This is a genomic window from Pseudoxanthomonas sp. G3 (assembly GCF_057654715.1).
The window spans coordinates 1,984,893-2,009,750 of record NZ_CM172805.1 but is presented as its reverse complement, the minus strand read 5'-3'; the positions used below and the strand labels follow the sequence as shown (position 1 = coordinate 2,009,750).

Genomic DNA, 24,858 nt, shown 5'->3' with positions numbered 1-24,858 from the left:
GTAGTTACTACAGACTTTACGCTAGCTTAGCCCAAACTGTGATTTTCCGGTTGCAGGAGTGGCCCCTCAACGGAGCGCGTGATGTCTGAATGCTGTGGCTGCGGCAAGGTAGTCGATGTAGCGGGTATGCAAGCCAAGCAGCGCAAGGTGCTGGTGATGGTGCTGCTGATCAACCTGGCGACCTTCGTCATGATGGCCTTCGCCGCGTGGCACTCCCACTCTTCGTCCCTGTTGTCCGGAAGCCTGGACAACCTGGGGGATGCGCTGACCTACGCGATGAGTCTGGCGGTGGTGGGCGCATCGGCCCATCTGAAGGGCCGCGTAGCCGTGCTCAAAGGCTTCTTGATTCTGGGGGCCGCGATCGCGGTTGGCGTACAGATCGTCTGGCGCTTGGCCCATCCAGGTGTTCCGATATTTGAGAGCATGGGCGTGGCCGCATTGCTGAACTTGGCGGCCAATGCGGTCTGCTTGTGGTTACTGACCCCCTATCGCGCCGGCGATATCAACATGGCCTCGGCGTGGGAGTGTTCACGCAATGATATCTACGAGGGCGTTGCCGTCATCCTGGCCGCGGCGCTGGTGTGGGCCTTCGGCGCGGGATGGCCCGATCTGTTGATTGCCGCAGCGTTGCTGGTTCTGTTCCTGCGTTCAGCTTTGCGCGTGTTGCGGGCCGCGTGGCGCGAAAGTCGACCAAGCGCGCAGCCCAGTGCCACGATCTAGCAGGAGTGATCGTCCTCGGAAGGGGACGAGGCGGGTTTGGCTACGGCGCTCGTACCAATGCTACGGTGATGGCGTATGTCCAGATACAGGCTATACGCGGCGGTGAAGGCCGGCAGCAGGTTCTGCACGACGCCCACGGCATCCTGCTTGGACGAGAACAGGAAGTAGCTCAAAGCCATCAGGCTGCCACACAGGCTCATGTACCAGAACAGGCGCGGGATCACCGGCCGGCCGGCGCGTTTGGACGCCACGAACTGGATCAGCCAGCGCACGCCGAAGAAGGCCGCACCGGTCAGGCCAATGAGCTTCCAGGGCGTTGTATGTAGGCCCGTCCAGCTCAGCCATAGGATTTCCTGATCCATTACGTTCATGACTTGGGGCCAGCACTGAGCTCGCTGGTGGCGGTTACATGGCTGCGCTGGATCAGCCAGGCCACGCCCATCAGGTCGCGGATGCCCACCAGCGCACGGCCCAGATTGGTGTACTTGGATTGGCCCGATCCCCGCGGTCGGTGGGAGACCGGCACACTGAGTGTCTTCCAGCCGGCGCGCTGCATCAGTGCCGGCAGGTAGCGGTGCATGTGATCGAAATAGGGTAGGTCCAAGAATGCAGCGCGGTCGAACAGCTTGATGCCACAGCCGGTATCGGGCGTGTCATCCCGCAACAGTGATTGCCGGATGCGATTTGCCCAGCGCGAGGCCCAGCGCTTGCTGGCCGTGTCCTTGCGCTCGGTGCGCCAGCCAGCGAACAGGCGTATCTGCGGCGAAGCCGCTTGGCGAGCGGTCAGTAGTTTCAGGATGTCGGCCGGATCGTTCTGGCCGTCGCCATCGAGCGTGGCGATCCAGGGCGAGAGCGCGTGCTTGACGCCATTGCGGATGGCGGTGCTTTGCCCACTGCGTTGATGGTGCAGCAACACCCGCAGTTCGGGCACCTCGGCTTTGAGCCAGCCGAGCACCTCACGCGTGTCATCGTCGGAGCGATCGTCCACACAGATGATGTCGAAGGCGATCTTGCCGCGCAGGTGATGCACCACCTCCTGCACGAGCGGCCCGATGTTGCCGCGTTCGTTGAAGACGGGAATGACGACTGACAGACTGGGCATCCGGGGCAGGGACGGGCTTTGCATGGCGAAGGACTCAGCAGAAGGGCGTGCGGGAAAGAAGAAGGAGGACTCAGTCTTCGCTGACATCGGCTGACCACGTGGCCGGGACTTCGCAGTCCGGAATCCAGGCCGTACCCGGTGCCAGAATCCAGGCGCGTCGATTGGAGGCGCCGATGTCGATGACCTGCGTTGGATCCAGGCAAGGCCCAATGGCTTCCTTGCGCAGGAACAGCCAGCGTCGCGTGGGGTCCTGCAGCAGCCAGGTGTGCGCCTGCTGCCACTGCTCCACCCAGGGCTTCTTGAAACCGAACTCGGTAATCGGCCGGTCGGCCTGGAGCAGATGCTGTTCGCGCCAGCCGAGCATGGCCAGTTCCGCATCCAGATCGATGGTGGCCTCCACGCGTTGCATCAGCGCTTTGGCAGAACTGTCAAGACTGAGCGCCGGCATGAATCCCACGCCATAGGCGATCCACAGCGAGGCGGTGACCGCCACCAGCGCAAACACCACCCTCCGGCGTGCGGCGACCATCACGACCAGGCTCACGACGGTGAAGGCCAGCAGCCAGCCACTGACCTGCTTGACGGTGCTCATGTCCATGCCGCGTCCTTCGAGCAGGCCTTGCACGCGTTCGGGCGAGGCGGTCAGTAACCACAGGCCCAAGGCGCCCGTCAGGGTGACCACCACCGACAGGTACGACCACAGCACCGCGCGTACGCCACGCCGGCGCAGCAAGCCGGCCAACAACGGCGATGCGGCGAGCGCCAGGGCAGGCAGCATCGGGAAGATGTAGACCTCGCGCTTGCCCGGGCTCGCACTGAAGAAGACCAGCACCAGCAGCGCCCAACCGAGCAGTAGCGCGTAACGCGGGTCCACGCGACGCACACGCCGCCACCACGCCGGCAGCAACCACGGCGCGAGCAGCACGCCTGGCAGCCACAGCGTGAGCATGGTCTGTAGGTAGTACCAAGCGGGTTTTACGTGGTGCCAGGCATTGGCGTAGCGGGTGCCGGTCTGCTTGAACAGCATTTCCCGCGCGTAGGTGTGCAGGGCCGGATCCGATGAGGCCGCCACCGTGGCCAGCATCGGTACCAGCCACACACCCGCGCCCAGCACAAAACCCGCAATGCCGGCCAGCACATGCACCCCTCGGTGCGAGGGCAGGAGGTGGGGCGACTTCCACCGCACCCACAGCCAAGGCACGAACACCAACAACGGCAGAAAGCCCACGCCCTTGGTGACCGTGCCCAAGCCAGCGGCGAAGGTGCCCACCATCAGCAGCCAGGGGCTGGGCTTTTCAAGCAGGTAGCGCACCAGCGCCCATAGCGAGAGCGTGGTCATGCCCACCAGCACCATGTCGATCTGCGCGCGCTTGGCTTGCAGCACGAACTGCAGGCAGACGAACAGGCCCAACACGGTGTAGTCGGTCGTGCGCTTTCCCCACAGGCGCCGGGCAAGATCGCCGGTCAGCCACAGCGTCAGCAGCGCGGCCAGCAAGGACGGCAGCAGGAATGCCACATCCCAACTGCGCACCAGCACATAACTGGCCGCCTGCAGCCACATGAAGGTGGGCGGCTTCTCGGCATAGAGCTCAATCCCGCGCTGCGGGAACAGCCATTGGCCGGTCTCCACCATGGTCTTGGCCGCCAGTACGAAGCGCGGCTCGTCTGCGGGCATCGGCTCGCGTAAGCCCAGGCCGGCCAGCAGCGCCGCGATGACCAGCAGGATCAGCAGCCACGTCTGGCGAGGGGAGAGGTCGCTAAGGGAATGACGCATCGGCGTATCGCTCGTGCAAACAGAGGAAGAGAACGGGAAACCTTCGGTGCGGGATCGCGCGATCTAGAAGCGGCGTCGACGCTTTCGTCCGCCGTGCGGCGGCGGCCCGGACGGCCTTTTGCGCAAAGGCGGCGACGTCCCGTCCGGTGGGGACGGCCGGTTCTGATGGCGGGGAAAGGGATTGCCGAAGCTCTCGATCACCGGCGATGACAGGGCGCGTGCCTGCTCGATCGAAGCTCTGAATTTGGCCGCCGACACCCAGGCCGCGATCGCTGCCAGGGCCGACGTCACCCCCAACCACGGCGCGGCGCCCTGCATGCCCGTGCGGGTGGCGACAGCCGACTGCAGGACCGCGGTGATGGTGAACAGGGCGCCGTAGATCACGCTCAGCACAATGCCCGTGCGCCGCCGGCGCACGGGTATGGCCTGCAGGGGTCTGGCCATCAGCGCCGACGCGATGGCGAGCGCGTAGAACGGCGCCTCCAGGGCGGCGACCACGGTGCCGGCGGTGCCCACGGATCGATAGGCGATGAGCAAGCCGAGCAACATCACCGGGGCAGCCACCAGCAACTCACGCAGGCGTGGCCGCATCGCGGCCGCGAACTCGGACAGATACCGGCGATCGTCGCGCTTGAACGCCACCAGCAGATCCAGCGCGTGCAGGGTGACCACCACCCAGAACAGCGCGCCCGTCAGCACCACGGTGCTGCTGAGAATCACGGTGAGGCCATCGGGGTGGGGAATCGACATCGCCGACTTCAGTCCCCAGCCCAGGGCAATCACAAGTGCGGCTAACAGTACGTATGCCATATCACGCTCCAAAGGCGTCGCATCAGCTGGCCAAGATGGCCAGCCATGTCAGCGCCGCCATGGCCAAAGTCAGGAAGACGGCGGCCGAGCCCATGTCCTTGGCGCGACCGGCCAGTTCGTGGTGTTCGGGGCCGTAGCGCTCGATCACTGCCTCGATGGCCGAGTTGAGAAGCTCCACGGGCAGTACCAGCAGGACGGAGCTCGCCAGCAAGGCGCGCTCCACACCGTTCTCACCCAGCAGCAGTCCCAGCGGTGCCATCACAAGGGCGATTACCACTTCAAGTCGGAAGGAGGATTCATGCAGCCAAGCGGCGCGCAGTCCTTGAAAAGACCAGCGCGTGGCCATCATCAAACGCTTGGGACCACGCGGCAGGTGGCCATACCCATCAGCCATGGGACGTTCCTCGAGAAAGAGTGAGTGCGCGCTTCGATCGCAATCGCGCGCGAAGCATCGGAAGGCCCGGCGATGTTCGCCGGGCAGAGGTCGGAGTACAGTCGGAAGGCCTCATGGCGAGGCTCCCGCCGTGGCCTGACATCCGGAGAACACATCCAGCGTCGGCTCGTAGGCCTCGGTCTTGACCTGCATCAATCCCAGGACGGAATGGAACAGGTTGTCGTGGCTGACCGGCTGGCTTGCCCGACTGCGCACGCACGCGGTGTTGACGCCCTTACCGCCGGCCATGCCCGGTGAAAGCCAGGCCACCATCGGCACCTTGATCTGGGTGTCCGGCGCAATGGAGTAGGGCAAGCCGTGCAGATAGACGTTGCCTTCGCCCAGCGACTCGCCGTGATCGGAGACATAGATCATCGCCGTGTCGTGCGTGGTGTCTTGCGAGAGCATCTGGATCGTCTTGGACAGGAAGTCATCCGTTTCCAGGATGGCGTTGTCGTAGGCGTTGACGATCTCCTGCCGCGTGCAGCTGCCCAGATCCGAGGAACGACAGTCAGGCCGGAACTGGCGGAGTGCTTCCGGATAGCGTTTGAAGTACGCCGGTCCGTGGTTGCCAAGTTGATGCAGGACCACCACCGTGTCACCGGGGTTGTCATCGATCACATCGTGCAAGCCCTGCAGCATCACCGCATCACGGCAAGACTGGTCATCGCACAGCGAGCTCTCCGGCGGCTTCCGGTAAGACTCAAACGACAAGCCGTCGCACACGCCTTTGCAACCGGTCTGGTTGTCCCGCCACAAGGTCTTGACGCCGGCCCGCTCCAGCACATGCAGTAGCGAGTCGGAGCCCACGATGTTTTCGCGGTCGTAGTTGCGCCGGCCTGCGAGGGAGAACATGCAGGGCACGGAGACTTCCGTGTTGGACCCGCACGCGGTGACGTCGCTGAAATTGATGACATTCAGCTTGGACAGCTGTGGTGTGGTCTGCCGCGTGTAGCCATTGAGTCCCCAGTTCTGTGCGCGTACGGTTTCGCCAACCACCACGACCAGCAGGTGGGGTTTGGTCGACGGTGCGTGCGCCTGCTGCTTGGCATCGGCCGCCACGATCTGGCGTGGCCCCTCCGGACTCCTAGCCTCCTGACTGAGCACGCGCGTGATGGACGCCAGGTAGTTGCCCGGAGCGATCAGGTAGCGCAGCGCCTTGTCATTGCGCATCAGCGAGGAGATGTCCTGGAAGGTGGCCATCACCCCCACGCACGTGAGCAGCAACATCGCGCCCAGAAACAGCGTCCGGCGTAGCAGGGCCTGCTTGAGCGTGAAGCGGGGGAAGTGCAGCAGCCACAACGCGGTCGCCGGCAGCACGCCCATCAGCACGACCGTGCCCACCATGTCCCAGGTCAACAGCTCGCGAGCCTCGGCCACATCGGTCCGGATCACGTTGCGGACCATGCTCGGGTCCAGATATACCGCGTACATGCTGGCGAAGTACGCCGCTGAAGCGGTGGCCACCAGCAGGACCGCCAGAACAGGTCGGGCAATCCAGCGGTTGATCACCAAGCCGAACAGCAACGCATGCAAGCCGACCAGGGCGGCGGTCACCCCGATGTAGAAACGCAGTTCTCTCGCGCCACTCAGGACGCCTGACTCTTTGACACTGGCCCAGAAGGCGCCGTTTGCGGTGAACGCAAAGAAGACGGCAACCAACAGGATGACCAGCTCCAGGCTCAGCGCCACCCGCCAACGCGGACGGTGTGCGCTTGTTGACCCTCGGAGCGATGTGTCTTGGAATCGGGCGAAAACCTTGCGGAAACTCGCTCGATTCCGGTCAGGCATGGCCCACCTCGCTTTTGCACGAGGTGCGTTCCACCTGCAAGGTCACGTCGTGGATATCGAACTGCTGCTCGATCACCCGGGTGAGCTCGACCTGGATCGTCTCCGGATCGGGCACATCGGCGGCCAGCACGATGTGGGCCGTCAGCACGACCTGGCGCGTCCCCAACGACCACACATGAAGGTCGTGGACCTCTTGCACGGCCGGCATCTCGATCAACCGCTTACGGATGGCCGCCACATCCATGCCTTCCGGAACGCCTTGCATCAGGACATGCCCGGCCTGCCGGAGCAGGGTCCAGGTACGGGGCAGCACCCACAGGCCGATCAACACCGCAATGATCGGATCGACCAGTGTCCAACCCGTTACCTTGATGACGATCGCGCCAATGATCACGCCCACCGATCCGAGCATGTCGCTCCACACCTCCAGGTAGGCACCCTTCACATTCAGGCTGGTGCCACTGCCAGCGCGTAGCAGGCGCATGGAGATCAGGTTGACGATCAAACCTAGGGTGGCGATGACCAACATGCCCGTGGACGCAACTTCCGGCGGCTCACGAAAACGTCCCACCGCCTCCCACAGGATGTAACCGGCGACCACGAACAACAGACCGCCGTTGATGATCGCGCCGATGGCTTCCATACGGGCATAGCCATAGGTACGGCGAGCATCGGCCGGACGTCGACTCATACGCACCGCGATCAACGACACGGTGAGGGCGATGACATCAGTCATCATGTGCGCCGCATCGGATAGCAGCGCCAAACTATTTGTTACCAGACCGCCGATGATCTCGGCGATGAGGAACGTGGAAGTCAGGCCGAGCGCCCACCATAGGAGCTTCTCGTACCGGATCTCGGACGTTCCATGATCATGCCCTGTGCTCATGCGTGTTCTCCTAAGAACAGATGCAAAAGAGCGGCTAGGAACGGGGTAGGGCGACGGTGCGTACACCGCCGCCGTGCCCTGTCACGATTTCATGTGCGCCGGGGTGCGATTGAAGCGGGTGTGCACCCACCGGTAGAACACCGGCAGTACCACCAGCGTCAGCAACGTGGAGGAGATGATTCCGCCGATGACCACGGTGGCGAGCGGACGCTGCACCTCCGAGCCGGCACCCACGTTCAGCGCCATCGGCACGAAGCCCAGCGAGGCCACCAACGCCGTCATCAGCACCGGTCGAAGACGCGTGAGCGCACCTTCCCGAATGGCTTCGGCCATCGGCTGGCCGCTCTCACGCAGGCTTCGGATGAAGCTGATCATCACCAGGCCGTTGAGCACCGCCACACCTGAGAGCGCGATAAAGCCCACGCCCGCCGAGATCGACAGAGGAATCCCGCGCAGCGCCAACGCCAGCACGCCACCGGTCAAGGCCAGCGGGACACCGCTGAAGACGATGAGCGCGTCCTTGGCCGAACCAAAGGCCATGAATAGCAGGGCAAAGATTAGCACCAGGGTCACCGGCACCACGATGGACAGACGCTTACTGGCCGAGATCAGCTGCTCGAAGCTGCCGCCGTACTCGATCCAGTAGCCGGTAGGCACCGTCACCTGTTGATCGATGGTGGACTGCAGTTCGGAGACGAAGCTGCCCAGATCGCGGTCACGGACATTGGCGGTCACGATGATGCGCCGCTTGCCGTTCTCACGATTGATCTGGTTGGCTCCCTCGGAGATCTCCACGCGTGCCACCGAACTCAGCGGTACGACCTGCGCCTGAGCGGCGTTGGCCTGTGTACCCACCGACTCATCAGCCTGGTTGGCCGCGATGGCCGCCGTCAGCGAGATGGGTAATGCTGAGAGCGCCGTGGGATCCAGTCGCTGCTGTTCTGGCAAACGGACCACGATGTCGAAGCGTCGATCGCCCTCAAACAGCTGGCCGGCGACTTCACCCCCTATGGCCGTGGCCACGTTGCGCTGCACGTCAGCCGGATTCAGACCATAGCGTGCCAAGGCATCCCGATCGGGCAGCACCGAGAGCATGGGCAGGCCAGCAGCCTGTTCCAGGCGAACGTCAGCTGCACCGGGTACCTTGCGGGCGGCGGCCTCGATCTTCTGGCCCACTTCCAGCAACGTATCCAGGTCATCGCCGTACAGGTTGATCGCCACGTCCGCGCGCACGCCCGAAATCAGCTCGTTGGTACGCATTTGGATCGGCTGGGTGAACTCGTAGTTGTTGCCGGGGATCTTCTTCATCTCCGCCTCAACTTCCGCCACCAGGTCCGCCTTGAGCTTGCGCGGGTTGGGCCACTGATCACGCGGCTTGACCATCACGAAGGTGTCAGCCACCGACGGCGGCATCGGGTCGGAGGCGACCTCAGCCGTACCAATCTTCGACCACACTCGCTCCACTTCCGGGAACTGCAGCAAACGTTCTTCCACGATGCGTTGCATGCCCAAGGACTGGGTCATGCTGGTACCGGGAATACGCATGGCCTGAAGCGCGAAGTCGCCCTCATCCAGGCTGGGAACAAACTCGCTACCCATGCGAGAGGCGAGCAGACCACTGCCAACCAGCAGGGCGATCGCGCCGACGGCCACCAGCTTGCCGCTACGCAGGCTCAGATCCAGCAAAGGCTCATAGCGCCCGCGGAACCAGCGCATCAGCCAGTTTTCCTTCTCTTCGACCTTGCCACCGAGCAACATCGCCACGGCAGCCGGTACGAAGGTCAGGGACAGGATCATCGCGCCCGTCAGCGCCAGCACCACGGTGATGGCCATCGGGTGGAACATCTTTCCTTCCACACCGGTCAGGGCAAAGATCGGCAGGTAGACGGCGGTGATGATGCCCAGACCGAACAAGCTCGGACGGATCACTTCAGCCGAGGCGCTGGAGGCCACTTCAAAGCGCTCTTCCAGCGTCATCTCACGCCCGAGTTCATGCTGACGTTCGCCAAAGCGACGCAGGCAGTTCTCGATGATGATGACGGCACCGTCGACGATCAGACCGAAGTCCAGGGCGCCCAGGCTCATCAGGTTGGCCGACACGCCGCCACGCGCCATACCGGTCAGGGTGAACAGCATCGACAGCGGAATCACCGCGGCCGTAATCAACGCCGCACGGAAGTTACCTAGCAGCAAGAACAGGATGACGATGACCAGCAACGCGCCTTCGATCAGGTTCTTGGCAACCGTGGTGATCGTGCGATCCACCAGCGAGGTTCGGTCGTAGACCGGCGTGGCAGTCACACCCTTGGGCAGACTCTTGGCCGCTTCCTGAAGCTTGGCGGCCGCGGCTTGGGAGACGTCACGGCTGTTGGAGCCCACCAGCATGACCACCGAACCGAGCACGACCTCGTGGCCGTTCTGGGTCGCCGCACCCGTACGCAGTTCTTCACCGTCGGCCACATTGGCCAGATCACGAACCCGAATCGGCACGCCATCACGACGGGTGACGACGATCTTCTGGATGGCGGGAATGTCCGAGACCTGTGCCGGCACACGCACCAGGAACTGCTGGCCGTTACGTTCGATGTAGCCGGCACCCACGTTCTGATTGTTGGCCTGCAGGGCCGTGACCACATCTTCAAAGGTCAGGTCCAGCGAGCGCAGCTTGGCCGGATCGGGCGTGACGTGAACCTCACGCTTGAAGCCGCCCATGGTGTTGACTTCGGTCACACCGGGAACGTTGCGCAGCTGCGGACGAATCACCCAGTCTTGCAGCGTGCGCAGATCCGTGGCGGTGTAGGGCTTGCCATCGGGTTTGCGGGCTTTGGGATCAGCATCGATGGTGTAGGAGAAGATCTCGCCCATACCGGTGGCAATCGGACCCAGGGTGGGTTCGATACCTTCGGGCATTTGCGCCTTCACCTGCGCCACGCGCTCGGAGACCTGCTGACGGGCAAAGTAGATGTCCGTCCCGTCCTTGAACACGACGGTGACCTGAGACAGGCCGTAGCGGGAGATCGAGCGGAAGTACTCCATCTTCGGCAGACCGGCCATGGCCGTCTCGATGGGGAACGTAACGCGTTGCTCGGCTTCCAGCGGTGAGTAACCGGCCGCTTCGGTGTTGATCTGAACCTGGACGTTGGTGATGTCGGGGGTGACATCGATAGGGATCTGACGGGCACTCCAGATGCCGATGGCGATCAAGGCCACCGTCAACGTCATGACCAGCCAGCGATGATTAATCGCGACTTTTATGATTTTTTCGAGCATGACGGTCTCCTTAGTGCGCGTGTGTCGCGCCGGACTTTTCGATGTCCGCCTTGACCAAGTAGCTCTGGGTCACCACGATGTCCTCGCCGGCCTTCACGCCTTCCAGCACGGCCACTTGCGTGGAGTCACGATCACCCAGCTTCACCGGCCGCGCCGTGTAGGTATCGCCGTCACGCACAAACACCACGTCCTTGCCGTCCATGCTCTGGATGGCCGACTGCGGAATCACAACGCCCGCATCGCTGGTGGACATCGTGATTTGCGCTTTGACTGCAGTGCCTGGACGCCAGAAGCCATCCTCGTTGGGCAGTGCGGCACGGGCGATCAGGCTCTGGCTGGCCGTTGACGTGCTGGGCAGCACGCGTTCGATGGTCGTCGTAGCGCTGACGTTGTCGTACAGGCGACTGACCGTGACGGCCACACCCGGACGCAGGTATTGCGCATCGGCGCCGAACACATGCAGGTCGACCCAGACCTTGGACAGGTTGCCGATCTCAAACAGGGGCTGACCTTCGGCGGCTACGCCACCGACACTCCCTTGTCGACTGAGGACGACGCCGCTGATGGGTGCGGTGATGGTGTAGGTGGTGAGGCTGAGATTGCTGTGCACCACGGCCAGCGCCTGGCCTTGACGAACGGTGTCGCCCACGTTGGCGCGCAGGGCACGCACCACACCGGGGTAGCGAGCGGTGACTTGGGCCACGCCGCCCTCCATCGGCGTCAGCACGCCTTGGACTTCCAGTTCGTTCTTGATGGCACCCTCACCGACCTTGGCCACTTTCACGCCACTCTTGTCAGCTTCTTCCTGCGGGATCGTGGTCTTCTCGGCACCTTCTTCTTCATGACCGCCGGCTTCCTCACCGTGACCAGCTTCCCCTTCCTCGTGCCCGGCTTCGCCTTCGGCGCCGTGATCGTCACCCTCTGTGCTGGCTTCTTTAGCCGGTGCAGGTGCCGCTTTCTCTTCGGCGGCGTCCTTGGAACCACCACAAGCGGCCAGCATCAGGACAGCGCTCAGCAGCAACGTCGGAGCTGCAATCTTTGCAACGTTCTTCATTTGAAAATCCTTATGGGGTGGTGGTGCCGCTGGCGACGATCGGCTGCCCGGTCAGGCGCTGGATCTCGATCAGGGCAGCTTGTGCGTCGACGGCCACTTGCAGCTGGCGCACGCTGGCTTCCACGCGTTGCGCCTGCAGCTGCGACCACTCCAAATAGCTGATCGCACCGGCTTTCCACGCGTACTCGGCGGCCTTCTCAGCCTTCTCCAAGCGCGGGATCACGTCGGTACGCAGGCGACCGACTTCCAAACGGGCGGTGGAGTAGTTGCCGTAGGCGTTGGTCAGCGCGGAGTACAGATCGATGCGCAGGGATTCGCGCTCGATCGGCGTCATGGCCAGTTCGGCTTCAGCCGCCCGGATACCCGGTGCGGCACGGCGTGCCGACCCCAGCGGAATGCTGATGCCGGCCATGAACCCCACATCGCTGGTGGCACGGTTGTAGCGTCCACCGGCCTGCCACTGCAGATCAGGCGTTGCTTGCGTGCGGGCCAGGCGTAGCTGAGCCTCACGCACACGCTCCACACCCGCCAACTCAGCGAGTTCGGGCGTGTTCTGCAGGTAGTCACTCAGTGCATCGAAGCTCTGCAGTTCCGGCAGCACCAAGGGATTGCCCGCGGCCACGGTGAAGCTTGGCGTACGCTCATTCCACAGCGCCGCCAGGTTCTGGCGCGTGGCCGCTTCATCGGCAATGGCACGATCGCGATCCAGCTCGGCCGTGGCCAAGGCAGCCTGTGCGGTGAGCACGACCGACTCGGGCGAGGCGCCGGCGGTCAGGCGGGTACGTGCCGCATCGACAGCGCGCCTGCGTTGGACGATATCCAACTCGGCGATGCTCTTGCGCTTGGTCGCCGCGGTAACCGCCAGATAGCGCTGTGCCGTCTCGGCCAGCAGGTCCAGCCGTGCCATCTCGCGCTGCGGCGCCAACGTATCAATGTTGGCCAACGCCAGGGCTTGCCGGGCATTGAGCTTGCCGCCGCGCTCGATCACCCCGGCCAGGGTGACGGTGAGCTCGGCCTCGCTGAAACCGCGATAGTTGCCGGTGCCGAGCGTGTTTTCGATGGTTGCGCCGAGGGTCATCGGGGGCTTGAGGGCCGCCGATGCCAAGTTGGCATCCAGGACCTGACGACGCCCGTCGAAGATGCGCAGGTCAGGGTGTGTCGTGGCAACGCGCGCGATGGCGTCGTCCAACGAAAGGGTAGAAGAAGGCGCCGTCCCCGTCTGCGCGTACGCAACGGGCACGACCAAAAAGGCAGCGCATGCTGCCAGTCGCAACCACATGAGGTATCTCCGATTAGGCGAAAAAACGATGCACCGGCAAGCCGGCGTGCAGCGTTAGGCCGTAATCGGAGGACGGGTCAGGGACAGCGGCTGCAGGGAATCCAGCGGCTGGATCTCGTGCACAGGCGCGATCGCCTGAGGAGCGAGCGGTTCGACCACAAGGGCGGGCGAGGGAATAGCCACCGGGTGGCCGCAGGCATGGGCGCCATGGACCAGCGCGTGCAGCAGATCGCCGGCCGAACCCTCGTCCTGATCGCCGGCATCCTGATCAGCCACCGCGCTGGTGGCGTCATCGCTGACATCGCAGTGCTCGGGATCGGCATGATCGGCCACAGCTTGGGCCGACTCGTGGATATCGCCCACGGCCGCCAGCACCGGATTGGCCACCACCGCGAACAACAGCAGTGCCAGCGCCGGCAGGCGCAGGAATCGGCTGAGTTGGCGTAGGGCACGCGTCATGGTGCGCGCATGGTAGTCAGTCCCTTGCGCGTTAGACAATCACGCAATTCAGGAAACTGTCATCGCGCTGCAGCGTTAGGGTGTAACAGCGCTTGGCGTGCGTGACCGGGTTGGGTATCGTCGGGCCATTCGTGCAGCCCGGGACCCCCGCGTGCGCCTTCTGACCGCCCATCCCCGATCCTGGCTCGCCTTGGGCGCGCTGTGGCTGATCGTGGCGGCGGTGCTGGCCCATCCGGTCCTGACCCAGCTCGGGCAGCTGCATGGTCTGGAGCACAGCGCACCGCACCTGCGCGCAGCCGCGCATGCGCACGATGCCAAGGGCGAGGTGCCCGATGAGCACGCCACGGGGGCGCACAGCCTGTTCCATCACTCGGACGTGTGCGCACACGCGGTGATCCTGCCGGACTTCCCGGCCCTTGGGCCGCTCATCCCCGGGCAGGCCTATACGCCCATCGCCGCGGTCCTGGCGCTGGCCCAGCGCTCTACGCATCCCTTACGCCCACCCATCGCGTGATCGCGCCGGCGCACGCCGCCTTGGCGTAGCCGCTGCTTCGGGATCGCGTGCGCCGGTCGCAACGACCGTGCTGTCGCGTGGCACTCACTTGCGCTGTGGACACTCAGGTTCATCTGCGCAGCACTGACGAGATCGATATGGATACCTCCCTTGGCAAGTTGCGCCTGGACATTCCCGTTGTGCTTCCCCACGTGCGGGATGCCGCCGATGCGTGCATCGAGCGCCTGCAGAGCGAACTGCTCGCACGCCCTGGGGTGGACCGCGTCCACATCCGACCTGCCGAGGGGGAGGGCCCCGGCCAACTCTGCGTGCACTTCGATCCGCAGGTGATGTCGCTGGCCCGCATTCGCGAGCTGGCCCAAGCCGCGGGCGCACGCGTCACCGAAAGCTTCGGCCACCTCACCTGGACGGTCACCGGCATCGGACATGAGCGACGCGCCCGCACTGTGGCCGAACAGATGAGCTCGGTGTTCGGCGTGCTGGAGGCCCGCGCCAGCTCGGCCGGCACGGTGTATCTGGAGTTCGAGCGCGAGAAGATCGACGAGGGCGGGTTGGAGGCCTCTCTCAAGCGCATGGGCGTTACACGCGTGGTGACGGGCAAGCCGTCCCAGCACGAGGATCATGCCGGTCATGCGCATGACGGCAAACAAGGGGAGCACGGAGAGGAGAAGCACGACCACGACCACACCGGCGGCCTGCTCGGCCCCAACACCGAGCTGATCTTCGCCCTGACCTGTGGTGCGTTGCTGCTGGTGGGCTTTCTGATCGAGAAGTTCGCCGCTTCATTGCCGGGGTGGTTGCCCACAGCCTGCTATATCGGTGCGTATGTCTTTGGCGGCGCCTACACGCTGCGCGAGGCCTACGACAACCTCAAGCTCAAGCGCTTTGAAATCGACACCTTGATGCTGGTCGCCGCCGCCGGCGCCGCCGCGCTGGGCTCCTGGGCCGAAGGTGCGTTGCTGCTATTCCTTTTCAGCTTGGGTCATGCGCTGGAGCACTACGCGATGGGACGCGCCAAGCGCGCCATCGAGGCGCTGGCCGAGCTCGCGCCGGATACGGCGATCGTCATCCGCGGCGAGTCCACCACCGAGATTCCGGTCGGCGACCTGCAGCTCGGTGATCGGGTACTGGTGCGTCCCAACGAGCGCCTGCCGGCCGATGGATTCCTGCTGAAGGGCAACTCCAGCATCAACCAGGCACCGGTGACCGGCGAGTCCATCCCGGTGGACAAGCGGCCGGTGGAAGATGCCGCGCTGGCACGAAGCAGGCCCGACAGCGTCGATGCGGCCAGTCGGGTCTTCGCAGGCACCATCAATGGGGCCGGTGCGATCGAAGTGGAAGTGACCAAGCGCGCCGAGGACTCCGCGCTGGCGCGGGTGGTGAAGATGGTGAGCGAGGCCGAGACACGCAAGTCGGCCACCCAGCGCTTCACCGATCGCTTCGAGCGGATCTTCGTACCCGCGGTACTGGCGCTGGCGTTCCTGCTGCTGTTTGCCTGGGTGATGGTGGATGAGCCGTTCCGCGACAGCTTCTATCGCGCCATGGCCGTGCTGGTGGCCGCCAGTCCGTGCGCGTTGGCCATCGCCACCCCGAGCGCGGTCCTGTCCGGTATCGCCCGCGCGGCGCGTGGGGGCGTGCTCATCAAGGGCGGCGCGCCGCTGGAGGATCTGGGGTCGTTGAAGGCGATGGCCTTCGACAAGACCGGCACCCTGACCGAAGGGCGCCCGCGCATCACCGATGTGGTGGCGGTTGACGGGGCGTCGGAGACCGAGCTGCTGCAGGTAGCGGTCGCGGTGGAGTCGCTGAGCGATCATCCGTTGGCCGCCGCGATCGCGCGTGATGGTCGCAGCCGATTGGATACGGGCAAGTTGCCAACGGCCTCGGACTTGGAAAACCTGATCGGCCGCGGCGTCAAAGCCCGTCTGGGCGATCAGCCGGTATGGATCGGCAAGGCCGAGATGTTCGGCGCGGACGGGGTTCCCGCCCTGGGCGCCGCCGCGGCAGCGGCCATCGCCGCGTTGCGCGAGCAGGGCAGGACGACCATGGTCGTGCGGTTGGGCGATCGGGAGCTCGGCGCGATCGGCTTGATGGACACGCCACGCGAGGCGGCCAAGCAGGCGCTGATGCGCCTGAAGGCCATGGGCATCGAGCGCATGATCATGATCTCCGGCGATCACCAGAAGGTGGCCCAGGCCGTGGCCAAGGAGGTCGGCCTGGACGAGGCGTGGGGCGACCTGATGCCCGAAGACAAGGTCGAGGCGATCCGCAAGCTGCGCGATCAGGACAAGGTCGCCATGGTTGGCGACGGCGTCAACGATGCGCCTGCGATGGCCAATGCCACCGTCGGCATCGCCATGGGCGCGGCCGGCTCGGACGTGGCCCTGGAAACGGCCGATGTGGCATTGATGGCCGATGACCTGAAGCACCTGCCATTCGCCGTGGGTTTAAGTCGTCACACGCGCGGCATCATCCGGCAGAACGTCTTCGTCAGCCTCGGCATCGTCGCCTTCCTGGTGCCGGCCACAATTTTCGGGCTCGGCATCGGTCCGGCGGTGGCCGTGCACGAAGGCTCCACACTTTTGGTGGTCTTCAACGCACTGCGTCTGTTGGCCTATAAGGACAGGTCCTAGCGCCACAGCCTCAAGCTGATGACATCACGGTCGCGGCGGTGCCACATCGTGATCCTTCGCCGCGTCGTCACGGCCTGCCGAGTACCTCGGCAGGCCGCGCCAAGATCAGGGCTTCTTTCGGGTGCGCTGGAGCTCGGCTGCCACGAGCGCGCTCAATTGCTGAGGACCCAGTTCGGATAGCAGCTTGCCGTTGACGAAGAACGTTGGCGTGCCACGAATGTCGGCCGCTTCCACGGCGGCCACATCGCGTTTGATCAGGGTCTCGACCGCCCCGGTCGCCAGATAGCGCTGTGCACGCGCACGGTCCAAACCGACGGCGACAGCAAACTCCCATACCTTTTTCGGATCCGGCGCGCCATGGCTGGCCCACACAGGCTGCTTTCTCATCAAGGTCTCCAGCACCGGCTCGAACTTCTTCTGTTCCCGGGCCGCTTCCAGCACACCAATGGCCTCCTTGGAGACCTGTCCATGGAAGGGCACATAGCGGATCACCAGACGCACGTCCTTAGGATGGGCGGCCAGCAGTTGCTTCACGTGGGGATACATCGCACAGCAGGAGTCGCAGGCCGGGTCGAAGAACTCCACGATCGTGCCTGGCGCAGTCACCGGCCCCATGGGCGGTGCGCCGGCAGGCCAGTGAAAGAGCGCGCGGAATCAATCAAGGATACCGGCCGCACCCCGGTTTTACATAAGCGACGTTATGCGAAGTAAGTTATTGATTATACCGGATTAATTTGGAAATCGCAAGGTCTGTAGTTGCACCGTGCGCTAGCCGGCCACAGACGCGATAAGCTAAGCATTCCTTAGTTCCAGCCATTCTTGATGTCATGACGACGCCATCTGAGCGCACCCGCAATGTGTTGCAGGCGGGCGCGTTCCTCCGGCAGCTAGCGGCCAGCCAAGCCGTGCCCAAAGAGGTGCGGCAAGAGGCATATCGACTGCTGCGGCACTATCCAACCGTCAGCGACATCGAGGCGATTGCTGAGCACGAAGAGCGGCTGCGAGCGCTGACCCAGTCGGCCTTCGTACGACCCTACCTGAGCAGCGAGATCGAGGCGGATTGGTTCTCCGGATACCCGCTTGGCCCTCATCGCATCTGACTATGAAGCAACCGAGCAGGCCGCGTGCAAGAGGGACTACGTCCGCAGAGGCAGCGCTGGAGGCTTCCTTTGAACGGGCCCGCGACAGCGCAGCCGAGGAACGCGCATTCTTCAAGCGACTGATGGATGCGATCGTGTACGTGCATGCGCCCGTCTCGGATGACGCGCGGACACTGCGGCTGGTCCAGTTCCGCCATCCTGACGGTTTCGATGCGATCCCCTTCTTTACCTCGCTCGACAAGGCGCAGGCGGCCAGTTCGGCTGCTGTCAGAATTCTGGGAGTTCCAGGCCGTGAGCTGCTAACCGGTACTCGCGGCGCTACGTTGATGCTCAATCCCAACGACGACGGCGTTGTCCTCTACCCGGAAGAGGTTGCGGCATTGTTGGATACGGGCTTTCTGGCCAGGGTGGAACGGCTGGAGCCGGCGGAGTTCGCGGTGAGACCTGCCCAAGCCGCACCGGCTTGGCTCGCTCCGGCCATCAGCGGCAGCCTTGAACACGCCGACTTCGTCTCGTCGGCGTATCTCCTGGAAACTCACTCGTCGGGGGGCGTCGAACAGCCTCCCGGTCTGTTGATCTGGCTGGTGGTCGACCTGGCTTTCGCCGAGCGGGCGGCTCGTCTGGTGACCACCGCCATACAGCCCTTATGCTCAGATTTGGACGTCATCATCGACTTGGCGGTCCACGACGTATCGCAGCCTTTGCCGGCGGGCCTGGATGATCCCCAGATCGTGCCCATGTTCACGAGAATCAAGCCAACTTGAGCGCAGCTCATCGGCCTATGAGCCCTGAAGACAAACTGCTAGCACTCCTTCCGGAATTGACCGAGGAAGAGAAGGATCGGCGGACCCGCGAAGGTATCGCCGACGTCGACGCTGGACGTACGATCCCGCACGAGGAACTACTGCAATGGATCAGGCGATGGTCGGAGCCTTCTTGAGGGTTTCCGTTGGGTCAGGAGCGTGGAAACTCTTGAATCCAATATTCAAGAAGGGCACGCGTGCCTAAGCAGCACTTCAGAAATGCCTGGGTCACGCGGCTTCTGGTTCGATCAAGCCTAAGTCTGTAATCCACGCACTGCCTGACGTCGAGGGGTGTTTCCTCGTTGAATCATGGTGTTAGAGCCGATTCGGCTGTTTTTCTCACGAATCCCTGCCGACCCTCGACTTGGATCCACGCAGCTTCCATGCCAGCCACCAGCGCAGGAGCCAGGCCCACCAGCCTCAATCCCCCGGAATGCGCTCTGACATAATAGGCATTATGCGAAATTAGATAAATGCCGGGAGGCACCCACCTATTTGACCCGCCGCTTCTCCAGCTTCCGCGCCAAGGTTCGTCGATGCAGGCCCAACCGTCTGGCAGCTTCCGAGATGTTGAAATCGCTGGCTGCCAGGGCTTCGTGGATGTGCTCCCACTCCAGCGTCTTGATCGATGTGGTGCGGGCGGTCAGTTCCACGTCGGCATCTCCCGCGGCGCGCTGGAAGGCGGCCTCGATGTCGTCGGTGTTCGAGGGCTTGGCCAGATAGTGGCGCGCGCCCAGTTTGATCGCTTCCACGGCGGTGGCGATGCTGGCGTAGCCGGTCAAGACCACGATCACCATGTCGGGGTCGGCGTCGTGGAGATGCCTCACGCTGGACAGGCCGGATGCGCCGCCGGCCAGCTTGAGGTCCACGACGGCGTGGGTCGGCGCGAACTCTTCCAGCAACGCCGGCATGCCGTCCTCGCCCGCCAGGTGGCGCACCTGATATCCCCGCCGCTCGAACGAACGCACCAGCGTGCGTGCGAACGCCGCGTCGTCTTCGACGATCAGCAATCGTCGTTCAGCCGAGGTCGTCATAACGGCCCTCCTCGATCGCGATTCCGGCCAGCGGCAACGTCACGGTCACCACCGCCCCGCCCTGCGGCCGATTCCGTGCATCGAGCCGCCCGCCCAGCGTACGCGCCACATTGACCGACAGGAACAGGCCCAGCCCACCGCCCGGCCGTCCCTTGCTGCTGTTGTAAGGCGTGCCGAGCCGCTGCAGGACGCCGGGCTCGAAGCCGGGACCGGCGTCGGTCACCTCGACCACCACTGCATCGTCACGGCAGCGCACGTCCAGCCGGACCCATTCCGGCGAGGCTTCCAGCGCGTTGTCCAGCACGTTGAACACCATCTGCCGCAAACCCGCATCGGTGACGATACGCCGATCAAGGGCGCTTTGGATCCGGTAGTCGAAGCGATGCGGACTGCGCGCCTGCTCCCATTCATGCGCCAATTCGTCGAACAACGCATGCAGCGTGGTTTCCGTGGGCGCCTCGGCGCGGGTCTCGCCGGCAGCCATCAGGATATTGGTGACGATGGACTTGCAGCGCGCCACCTGAGCCTGCATTTCCAGCACGTCGTTGTGCAGCTCGCCGTCAGACGCCATGGTGGGCAGGTGCTCCCAATCGCCCAGGATCACCGACAGCGTGGACAGCGGCGTACCCAGTTCGTGAGCGGCCCCGGATGCCAGCAGGCCGATACGCACGATGTGCTCCTCCTCCACCGCCCGCTGCCGCAGTTCAGCCAGGCGCGCATCGCGTTCGCGGAGGATGCCGCCGATGCGGGTGATGAACACCACCAGCAGGCCGGCGACCAGCAGGAAGCAAATGAGCAACCCCTGCACATAGTGGTCGGCCAGGCCGCGCGCCGGTTCGACCGCCAGCTTCAGCGGCGCCGGCACCGCGGCCAGCCCGACCACGCACAGGGCCGCGGCCGCCGCGATCACCCAGCTCCGCGGCGACGGCAGCAGCACGGTGCCGATCACCACCTGCAGCAGGAAAAGGAACACGAACGGATTGCCGATACCGCCTGACAGGTACAGCTGGATGGTCAGCGAGGCGACGTCCACCAACAGGCCCAGCAGCAATGCGGCCTGCGACACATATGCGTGGCGGCGGCACCAAGCCTGGCTGGCCAGGTTGAACAGCACCAGCGCGGCGAGCACGGTGAACATCGGTGCCAGCGGCAGCGCGATGTCCATGCCGTATTGCACGACCAGGATCGTCGCCACCTGCCCTACCACCGCGATCCAGCGCAGTTGGATCAACTGCTGCAGGTTACGCAGACCGGAGCGGTCGTGCAGACCCTCCAGACGCGATGCGGCGTGGTCGGGAGGCGCGGCGGAATCAGCCTGGCGGAAGTACATGCGGGTCCGGAGGATGGCGCGGCCTTCGATGATCGCGCAATCGGTGCTCGGACGCGAACAGAAGGCCGCCCGCGACCCCCGTCAACAGCGCCATCCCGAACCAGGTCAGCGCGTAGGAAAGGTGCGCATCGCGGAACCTCACCACCGTCATGCCGCCGCGCGGCCATTCGCGCACGGCCGGATCGCGCTCGGCATCGATGAAGAAAGGCGCCACGCGCTCGGCGGGCAGTCCTCGCTTCCGCGCGATGGCGGTGACGTCGCGCGAGTACCAGCGGTCCTGCGCTGGGACGTTGCGGCGCAGGAAGCCGCCTCCGGGTTCGCTGATCCGCAGCAGTCCTTCCACCGACACCCTGCCTTTCGGAGCGGGCGCGAGCGTACCGCCGATCGGCACGAAGCCGCGATTGACGAGTACATAGTTCCCATCATCGGTCTGCAGCGGTTGCAGCACCCAGAAGCCACCGCCGAGTTCGGTGACAGCCTGTGTACGCGTCTCGCTGCCCGCTACGAAACGCCCCGTGATCGACACGCGCCGGTAGCTGTCGGTCGCGTCGGTGATCGTGGGCCATTGCGCGCGGGACGGCGCCGGCCTCGCATCGGCATGGACGCGGGCGTCGACACGCGCGATCAGTTCATGCTTCCAGGCCATCCGCTGCAGTTGCCAGACGCCCAGCGCGACGAATCCGCAGAACGCGATCGTCAGCAGCCCGGCGAAAGCGAGCCGCCACCGTCTGCTCGGCCGCGGTGACGGAACCGGTACCGCGGATGCCGGACCGTTCACGGCAGGCTCTGCGCCGCTTCCTGCGCGTGATGCATGTCGTGCGTGCCCGGCATCATGTGGGTGTTCATGTTGTGCATGACCCACAACGTACCGCTCAGCACGATTACCAGAAGCACGGCGGTGAAGATCAGGGCGAACAGGTTCCAGCCGCCTTCCGATTTCGGATTCATGTGCAGGAAATAGACCATGTGCACGACCACCTGCACCATCGCGAAAGCCAGGATCACCAGCGTGGTGATCGCGGGCGTGGGCAGCACCTTGTTCATCACCAGCCAGAACGGGATCGCGGTGAGAATGACCGACAGCACGAAGCCGGTCACGTACTCCTTCACGCTGACGTGCGGAATGCCGTCCTCAAGGAAGTCGTCGTGGTGCGAATCGGAGGAAGCGTTGCTCATCACTGCACGCCCATCAGGTAGACGAAGGTGAAGACGCCGATCCAGACGACGTCCAGAAAATGCCAGAACATCGACAGGCAGGCGATGCGGCGCGTGGTGGTCCGGTTCAGGCCCCACTTGCGCACCTGTACGCACAGCACGGCCAGCCAGATGACGCCGAACAGCACGTGCAGGCCGTGCGTGCCGACCAGGGTAAAGAACGCCGACAGGAACGCGCTGCGCTGCGGTCCCGCACCGATGTGGATCAGGTGGTGGAACTCGTAGAGCTCGATCGACAGGAAGCCCAGGCCCAGCAGGCCGGTGACCAGCAGCCAGCCGACCGTAGCGCGGCTGTTGCGCTTCATCATCGCCAGCATGGCGAAGCCGTAGGTGATCGACGACACCAGCAGGAGGCCGGTGTTGATCGCGATCAGGTGCAGGTTGGGCAGGAACAGGTCGCGACCGGACGGGCCGGCGGCATAGCTGCCGGAGAACACCCCGAACGTGGCGAATAGACTGCCGAAGATCATCAGGTCGCTGAGCAGGTAGATCCAGAAGCCCAGCAGCGTGCCGTTTTCCGGGTGGTGCCTGCCCTCGGTGTCCAGGAACACCGGCGAGCCGTCGGGTCGATGGAGGGCGATGGACTCAGACATGGGCGTGCTTCGCAAGGCCTTGGTTCAGGAGCGCGCGTTCCAGCTGTTCGGTGCGCGCCTGCTCGGTGCGGGCGACCTCGTCGGCCGGGATGTAGTAGTCGCGGTCGCGATCGAAGCTGTGCCAGACCGCATAGGCGATCGTCGCCAGCAGGGACACGCCCGCCAGCCACCAGACATGCCAGATCAGGGCGAAACCGCAGGCGGTGCTCAGCGCGGACAGGATGACGCCGGCGCCCGTGTTGCGCGGCATGTGGATGGCCTTGAAGCCCTCGCGCGGACGCTGGAAGCCCCGCTGCTTCATGTCCGTCCAGGCGTCGGTGTCGTGCACGACCGGCGTGAAGGCGAAGTTGTAGTCCGGCGGTGGCGACGAAGTCGACCACTCCAGCGTGCGGCCACCCCACGGATCGCCGGTGTGATCGCGCAGCTGTTCGCGGCGGCGGAAGCTGATGTAGATGCAGTACAGGAACGCGGCGATGCCAACCGCCACCAGCACCGCGCCGAAGGCCGCGATCTGGAACCAGATCTGCAGCGAAGGGTCCTCGAAGTGGCTCATGCGCCGGGTCACGCCCATCAGGCCCAGCACGTACAGTGGCGTGAACGCGAACCAGTAGCCGGCCAGCCAGAACCAGAACGAGACCTTGCCCCAGAAATCGTCGAGCCGGAAGCCGAAGGCCTTCGGGAACCAATGCGTCATCGCCGCGAACAGGCCGAACACAACGCCGCCGATGATGACGTTGTGGAAGTGCGCCACCAGGAACAATGAGTTGTGCAGCACGAAGTCCGCCGGCGGGACCGCCAGCAGCACGCCGGTCATGCCGCCGATCACGAAGGTGACCATGAAGCCCATCGTCCACAGCATCGGCACTTCGAAGCGGATGCGGCCGCGATACATGGTGAACAACCAATTGAAGATCTTCGCGCCCGTCGGGATCGAGATGATCATCGTGGTGATGCCGAAGAACGAATTAACGCTGGCGCCCGAGCCCATGGTGAAGAAGTGGTGCAACCACACCAGATACGACAGCACGGTGATGCAGACCGTGGCGTACACCATCGATGAGTAGCCGAACAGGCGCTTGCCCGAGTAGGTCGACACGATCTCGGAGAACACGCCGAACAGCGGCAGGATCAGGATGTAGACCTCCGGATGGCCCCAGATCCAGATCAGGTTGACGTACAGCATGGCGTTGCCGCCAAGATCGGTGGTGAAGAAGTTGGTGCCGACGTAGCGGTCCAGCGTCATCAGCGCCAGCACGGCGGTCAGCACCGGGAACGACACCACGATCAGCACGTTGGTGCACAGCGCCGTCCAGGTGAACACCGGCATCTTCATCATGCCCATGCCGGGCGCACGCATCTTCAGGATGGTCACCAACAGGTTGACGCCGGATAACAGTGTGCCCACGCCCGCTATCTGCAGCGCCCAGATGTAGTAGTCCAGCCCTACCCCGGGGTCCTGATTGCCCAAGTTGGACAGCGCTAGCCAGCCGGAGGTCGAGAATTCACCCAGGAACAGCGACAGCATGACCAGTGCTGCCCCGGCGGTGGTCATCCAGAAGCTGAAATTGTTGAGGAACGGGAACGCCACGTCGCGGGCGCCGATCTGCAGCGGCACCAGGTAGTTCATCAGGCCGGTGACCAGCGGCATGGCCACGAAGAAGATCATGATCACGCCGTGGGCGGTGAAGATCTGGTCGTAGTGGTGCGGCGGCAGGTAGCCCATGTTGTCGCCGAACGCCATCGCCTGATGCAGACGCATCATGATCGCGTCGGCGAATCCGCGCAGCAGCATCACCAAACCCAGCACCATGTACATGATGCCGATCTTCTTGTGGTCGATGCTGGTGAACCACTCGCGCCACAGCCAGCCCCACAGCTTGTACCTGGTGATCACCGCGAGCAGTGCGAGGCCGCCAAGGCAGGTGCCGATGAACGTCGCGGCGATGATCGGGTCGTGCAGCATGGGAATCGCGTCCCAGGCCAGGCGACCGGTGATCGGAGAGTGGGTGACGGTGCTGGTATCGAAAGCCATCGGGCGAATCCGGTGATCCAGGGGTG

General features: G+C 64.2%; 23 protein-coding genes. 5 read left to right on the top strand and 18 right to left on the bottom strand.

Annotated elements, in window-relative coordinates; translation table 11 throughout:
- Window positions 1–81 precede the first annotated feature (81 nt).
- Window positions 82–720, top strand: a complete 639-nt coding sequence (locus AC23D6_RS09590; protein WP_487752519.1) for a cation efflux transmembrane domain-containing protein — start codon at window positions 82–84, stop codon at window positions 718–720.
- Here AC23D6_RS09590 and AC23D6_RS09585 read toward each other — a convergent pair.
- The 11 genes from AC23D6_RS09585 to AC23D6_RS09535 form a co-directional block, all read right to left on the bottom strand.
- Window positions 717–1,082 (bottom strand): lipid-A-disaccharide synthase N-terminal domain-containing protein, encoded by a 366-nt coding sequence (locus AC23D6_RS09585; RefSeq protein WP_407073747.1) that lies wholly within the window; start codon window positions 1,080–1,082, stop codon window positions 717–719. The genes AC23D6_RS09590 and AC23D6_RS09585 overlap by 4 nt on opposite strands.
- Before the next feature lie 5 nt (window positions 1,083–1,087).
- Window positions 1,088–1,822, bottom strand: a complete 735-nt coding sequence (locus AC23D6_RS09580; RefSeq protein ID WP_487752605.1) for a glycosyltransferase family 2 protein — start codon at window positions 1,820–1,822, stop codon at window positions 1,088–1,090.
- A 70-nt stretch (window positions 1,823–1,892) separates the two neighbouring features.
- On the bottom strand, window positions 1,893–3,596 hold the full coding sequence (locus tag AC23D6_RS09575) for an ArnT family glycosyltransferase (protein ID WP_487752518.1): 1,704 nt from the start codon (window positions 3,594–3,596) through the stop codon (window positions 1,893–1,895).
- Window positions 3,597–3,659: 63 nt separating this feature from the next.
- A complete protein-coding gene (locus tag AC23D6_RS09570) occupies window positions 3,660–4,406 on the bottom strand; it encodes a hypothetical protein (protein ID WP_487752517.1) in 747 nt (248 codons plus the stop codon).
- 22 nt (window positions 4,407–4,428) lie between these two features.
- Window positions 4,429–4,800, bottom strand: a complete 372-nt coding sequence (locus AC23D6_RS09565) for a diacylglycerol kinase (protein ID WP_487752516.1) — start codon at window positions 4,798–4,800, stop codon at window positions 4,429–4,431.
- A 111-nt stretch (window positions 4,801–4,911) separates the two neighbouring features.
- On the bottom strand, window positions 4,912–6,531 hold the full coding sequence (locus AC23D6_RS09560; RefSeq protein ID WP_487752515.1) for a phosphoethanolamine transferase: 1,620 nt from the start codon (window positions 6,529–6,531) through the stop codon (window positions 4,912–4,914).
- Between the two features lie 91 nt (window positions 6,532–6,622).
- Complete coding sequence (locus AC23D6_RS09555; RefSeq protein ID WP_487752514.1) at window positions 6,623–7,519, bottom strand: cation diffusion facilitator family transporter; 897 nt, start codon at window positions 7,517–7,519, stop codon at window positions 6,623–6,625.
- Window positions 7,520–7,600: 81 nt separating this feature from the next.
- Window positions 7,601–10,789: an efflux RND transporter permease subunit gene (locus tag AC23D6_RS09550; protein WP_487752513.1), complete on the bottom strand. Its 3,189-nt coding sequence runs from the start codon at window positions 10,787–10,789 to the stop codon at window positions 7,601–7,603.
- A gap of 10 nt (window positions 10,790–10,799) precedes the next feature.
- Window positions 10,800–11,843: an efflux RND transporter periplasmic adaptor subunit gene (locus AC23D6_RS09545; RefSeq protein ID WP_487752512.1), complete on the bottom strand. Its 1,044-nt coding sequence runs from the start codon at window positions 11,841–11,843 to the stop codon at window positions 10,800–10,802.
- A gap of 10 nt (window positions 11,844–11,853) precedes the next feature.
- Window positions 11,854–13,122, bottom strand: coding sequence for a TolC family protein (locus tag AC23D6_RS09540; RefSeq protein WP_187572538.1), 1,269 nt, complete (start codon window positions 13,120–13,122; stop codon window positions 11,854–11,856).
- 54 nt (window positions 13,123–13,176) lie between these two features.
- Window positions 13,177–13,581 carry a hypothetical protein gene (locus AC23D6_RS09535; RefSeq protein WP_487752511.1) on the bottom strand — a complete coding sequence of 135 codons (405 nt, stop codon included), beginning with the start codon at window positions 13,579–13,581 and terminating at the stop codon, window positions 13,177–13,179.
- 151 nt (window positions 13,582–13,732) lie between these two features.
- On the opposite strand from AC23D6_RS09535, the gene AC23D6_RS09530 reads away from it, so the two are divergent.
- Window positions 13,733–14,095 (top strand): hypothetical protein, encoded by a 363-nt coding sequence (locus tag AC23D6_RS09530; RefSeq protein ID WP_487752510.1) that lies wholly within the window; start codon window positions 13,733–13,735, stop codon window positions 14,093–14,095.
- Between the two features lie 137 nt (window positions 14,096–14,232).
- Window positions 14,233–16,725: a heavy metal translocating P-type ATPase gene (locus AC23D6_RS09525; protein WP_487752509.1), complete on the top strand. Its 2,493-nt coding sequence runs from the start codon at window positions 14,233–14,235 to the stop codon at window positions 16,723–16,725.
- A gap of 105 nt (window positions 16,726–16,830) precedes the next feature.
- On the opposite strand, the gene AC23D6_RS09520 is transcribed toward AC23D6_RS09525, so the two are convergent.
- Window positions 16,831–17,310 (bottom strand): DsbA family protein, encoded by a 480-nt coding sequence (locus tag AC23D6_RS09520; RefSeq protein ID WP_487752508.1) that lies wholly within the window; start codon window positions 17,308–17,310, stop codon window positions 16,831–16,833.
- Window positions 17,311–17,552: 242 nt separating this feature from the next.
- On the opposite strand from AC23D6_RS09520, the gene AC23D6_RS09515 reads away from it, so the two are divergent.
- A complete protein-coding gene (locus tag AC23D6_RS09515) occupies window positions 17,553–17,825 on the top strand; it encodes a BPSL0761 family protein (RefSeq protein ID WP_046933515.1) in 273 nt (90 codons plus the stop codon).
- Between the two features lie 2 nt (window positions 17,826–17,827).
- Window positions 17,828–18,589 (top strand): SseB family protein, encoded by a 762-nt coding sequence (locus tag AC23D6_RS09510; RefSeq protein ID WP_162109351.1) that lies wholly within the window; start codon window positions 17,828–17,830, stop codon window positions 18,587–18,589.
- Between the two features lie 530 nt (window positions 18,590–19,119).
- On the opposite strand, the gene AC23D6_RS09505 is transcribed toward AC23D6_RS09510, so the two are convergent.
- Genes AC23D6_RS09505 through cyoB form a run of 6 tightly spaced genes read right to left on the bottom strand, consistent with a single transcriptional unit; the run spans window position 19,120 to window position 24,832 of the window.
- Complete coding sequence (locus AC23D6_RS09505) at window positions 19,120–19,662, bottom strand: response regulator transcription factor (protein ID WP_487752507.1); 543 nt, start codon at window positions 19,660–19,662, stop codon at window positions 19,120–19,122.
- Window positions 19,646–20,992, bottom strand: a complete 1,347-nt coding sequence (locus AC23D6_RS09500) for an ATP-binding protein (RefSeq protein WP_487752506.1) — start codon at window positions 20,990–20,992, stop codon at window positions 19,646–19,648. The genes AC23D6_RS09505 and AC23D6_RS09500 overlap by 17 nt, the downstream gene beginning before the upstream one ends.
- Entirely contained in the window at window positions 20,973–21,770 is a 798-nt protein-coding gene (locus tag AC23D6_RS09495; protein ID WP_487752505.1) for an SURF1 family protein, read from the bottom strand. Before AC23D6_RS09495 ends, AC23D6_RS09500 begins: the two co-directional genes overlap by 20 nt.
- On the bottom strand, window positions 21,767–22,168 hold the full coding sequence (gene cyoD / locus AC23D6_RS09490; RefSeq protein ID WP_487752504.1) for a cytochrome o ubiquinol oxidase subunit IV: 402 nt from the start codon (window positions 22,166–22,168) through the stop codon (window positions 21,767–21,769). The genes AC23D6_RS09495 and cyoD overlap by 4 nt, the downstream gene beginning before the upstream one ends.
- The gene (gene cyoC, locus AC23D6_RS09485; RefSeq protein ID WP_487752503.1) at window positions 22,168–22,800 is read right to left on the bottom strand and encodes a cytochrome o ubiquinol oxidase subunit III; all 633 of its coding nucleotides are present in this window, start codon (window positions 22,798–22,800) and stop codon (window positions 22,168–22,170) included. The genes cyoD and cyoC overlap by 1 nt, the downstream gene beginning before the upstream one ends.
- Entirely contained in the window at window positions 22,793–24,832 is a 2,040-nt protein-coding gene (gene cyoB / locus AC23D6_RS09480) for a cytochrome o ubiquinol oxidase subunit I (protein WP_487752502.1), read from the bottom strand. The genes cyoC and cyoB overlap by 8 nt, the downstream gene beginning before the upstream one ends.
- Window positions 24,833–24,858: the final 26 nt, after the last annotated feature.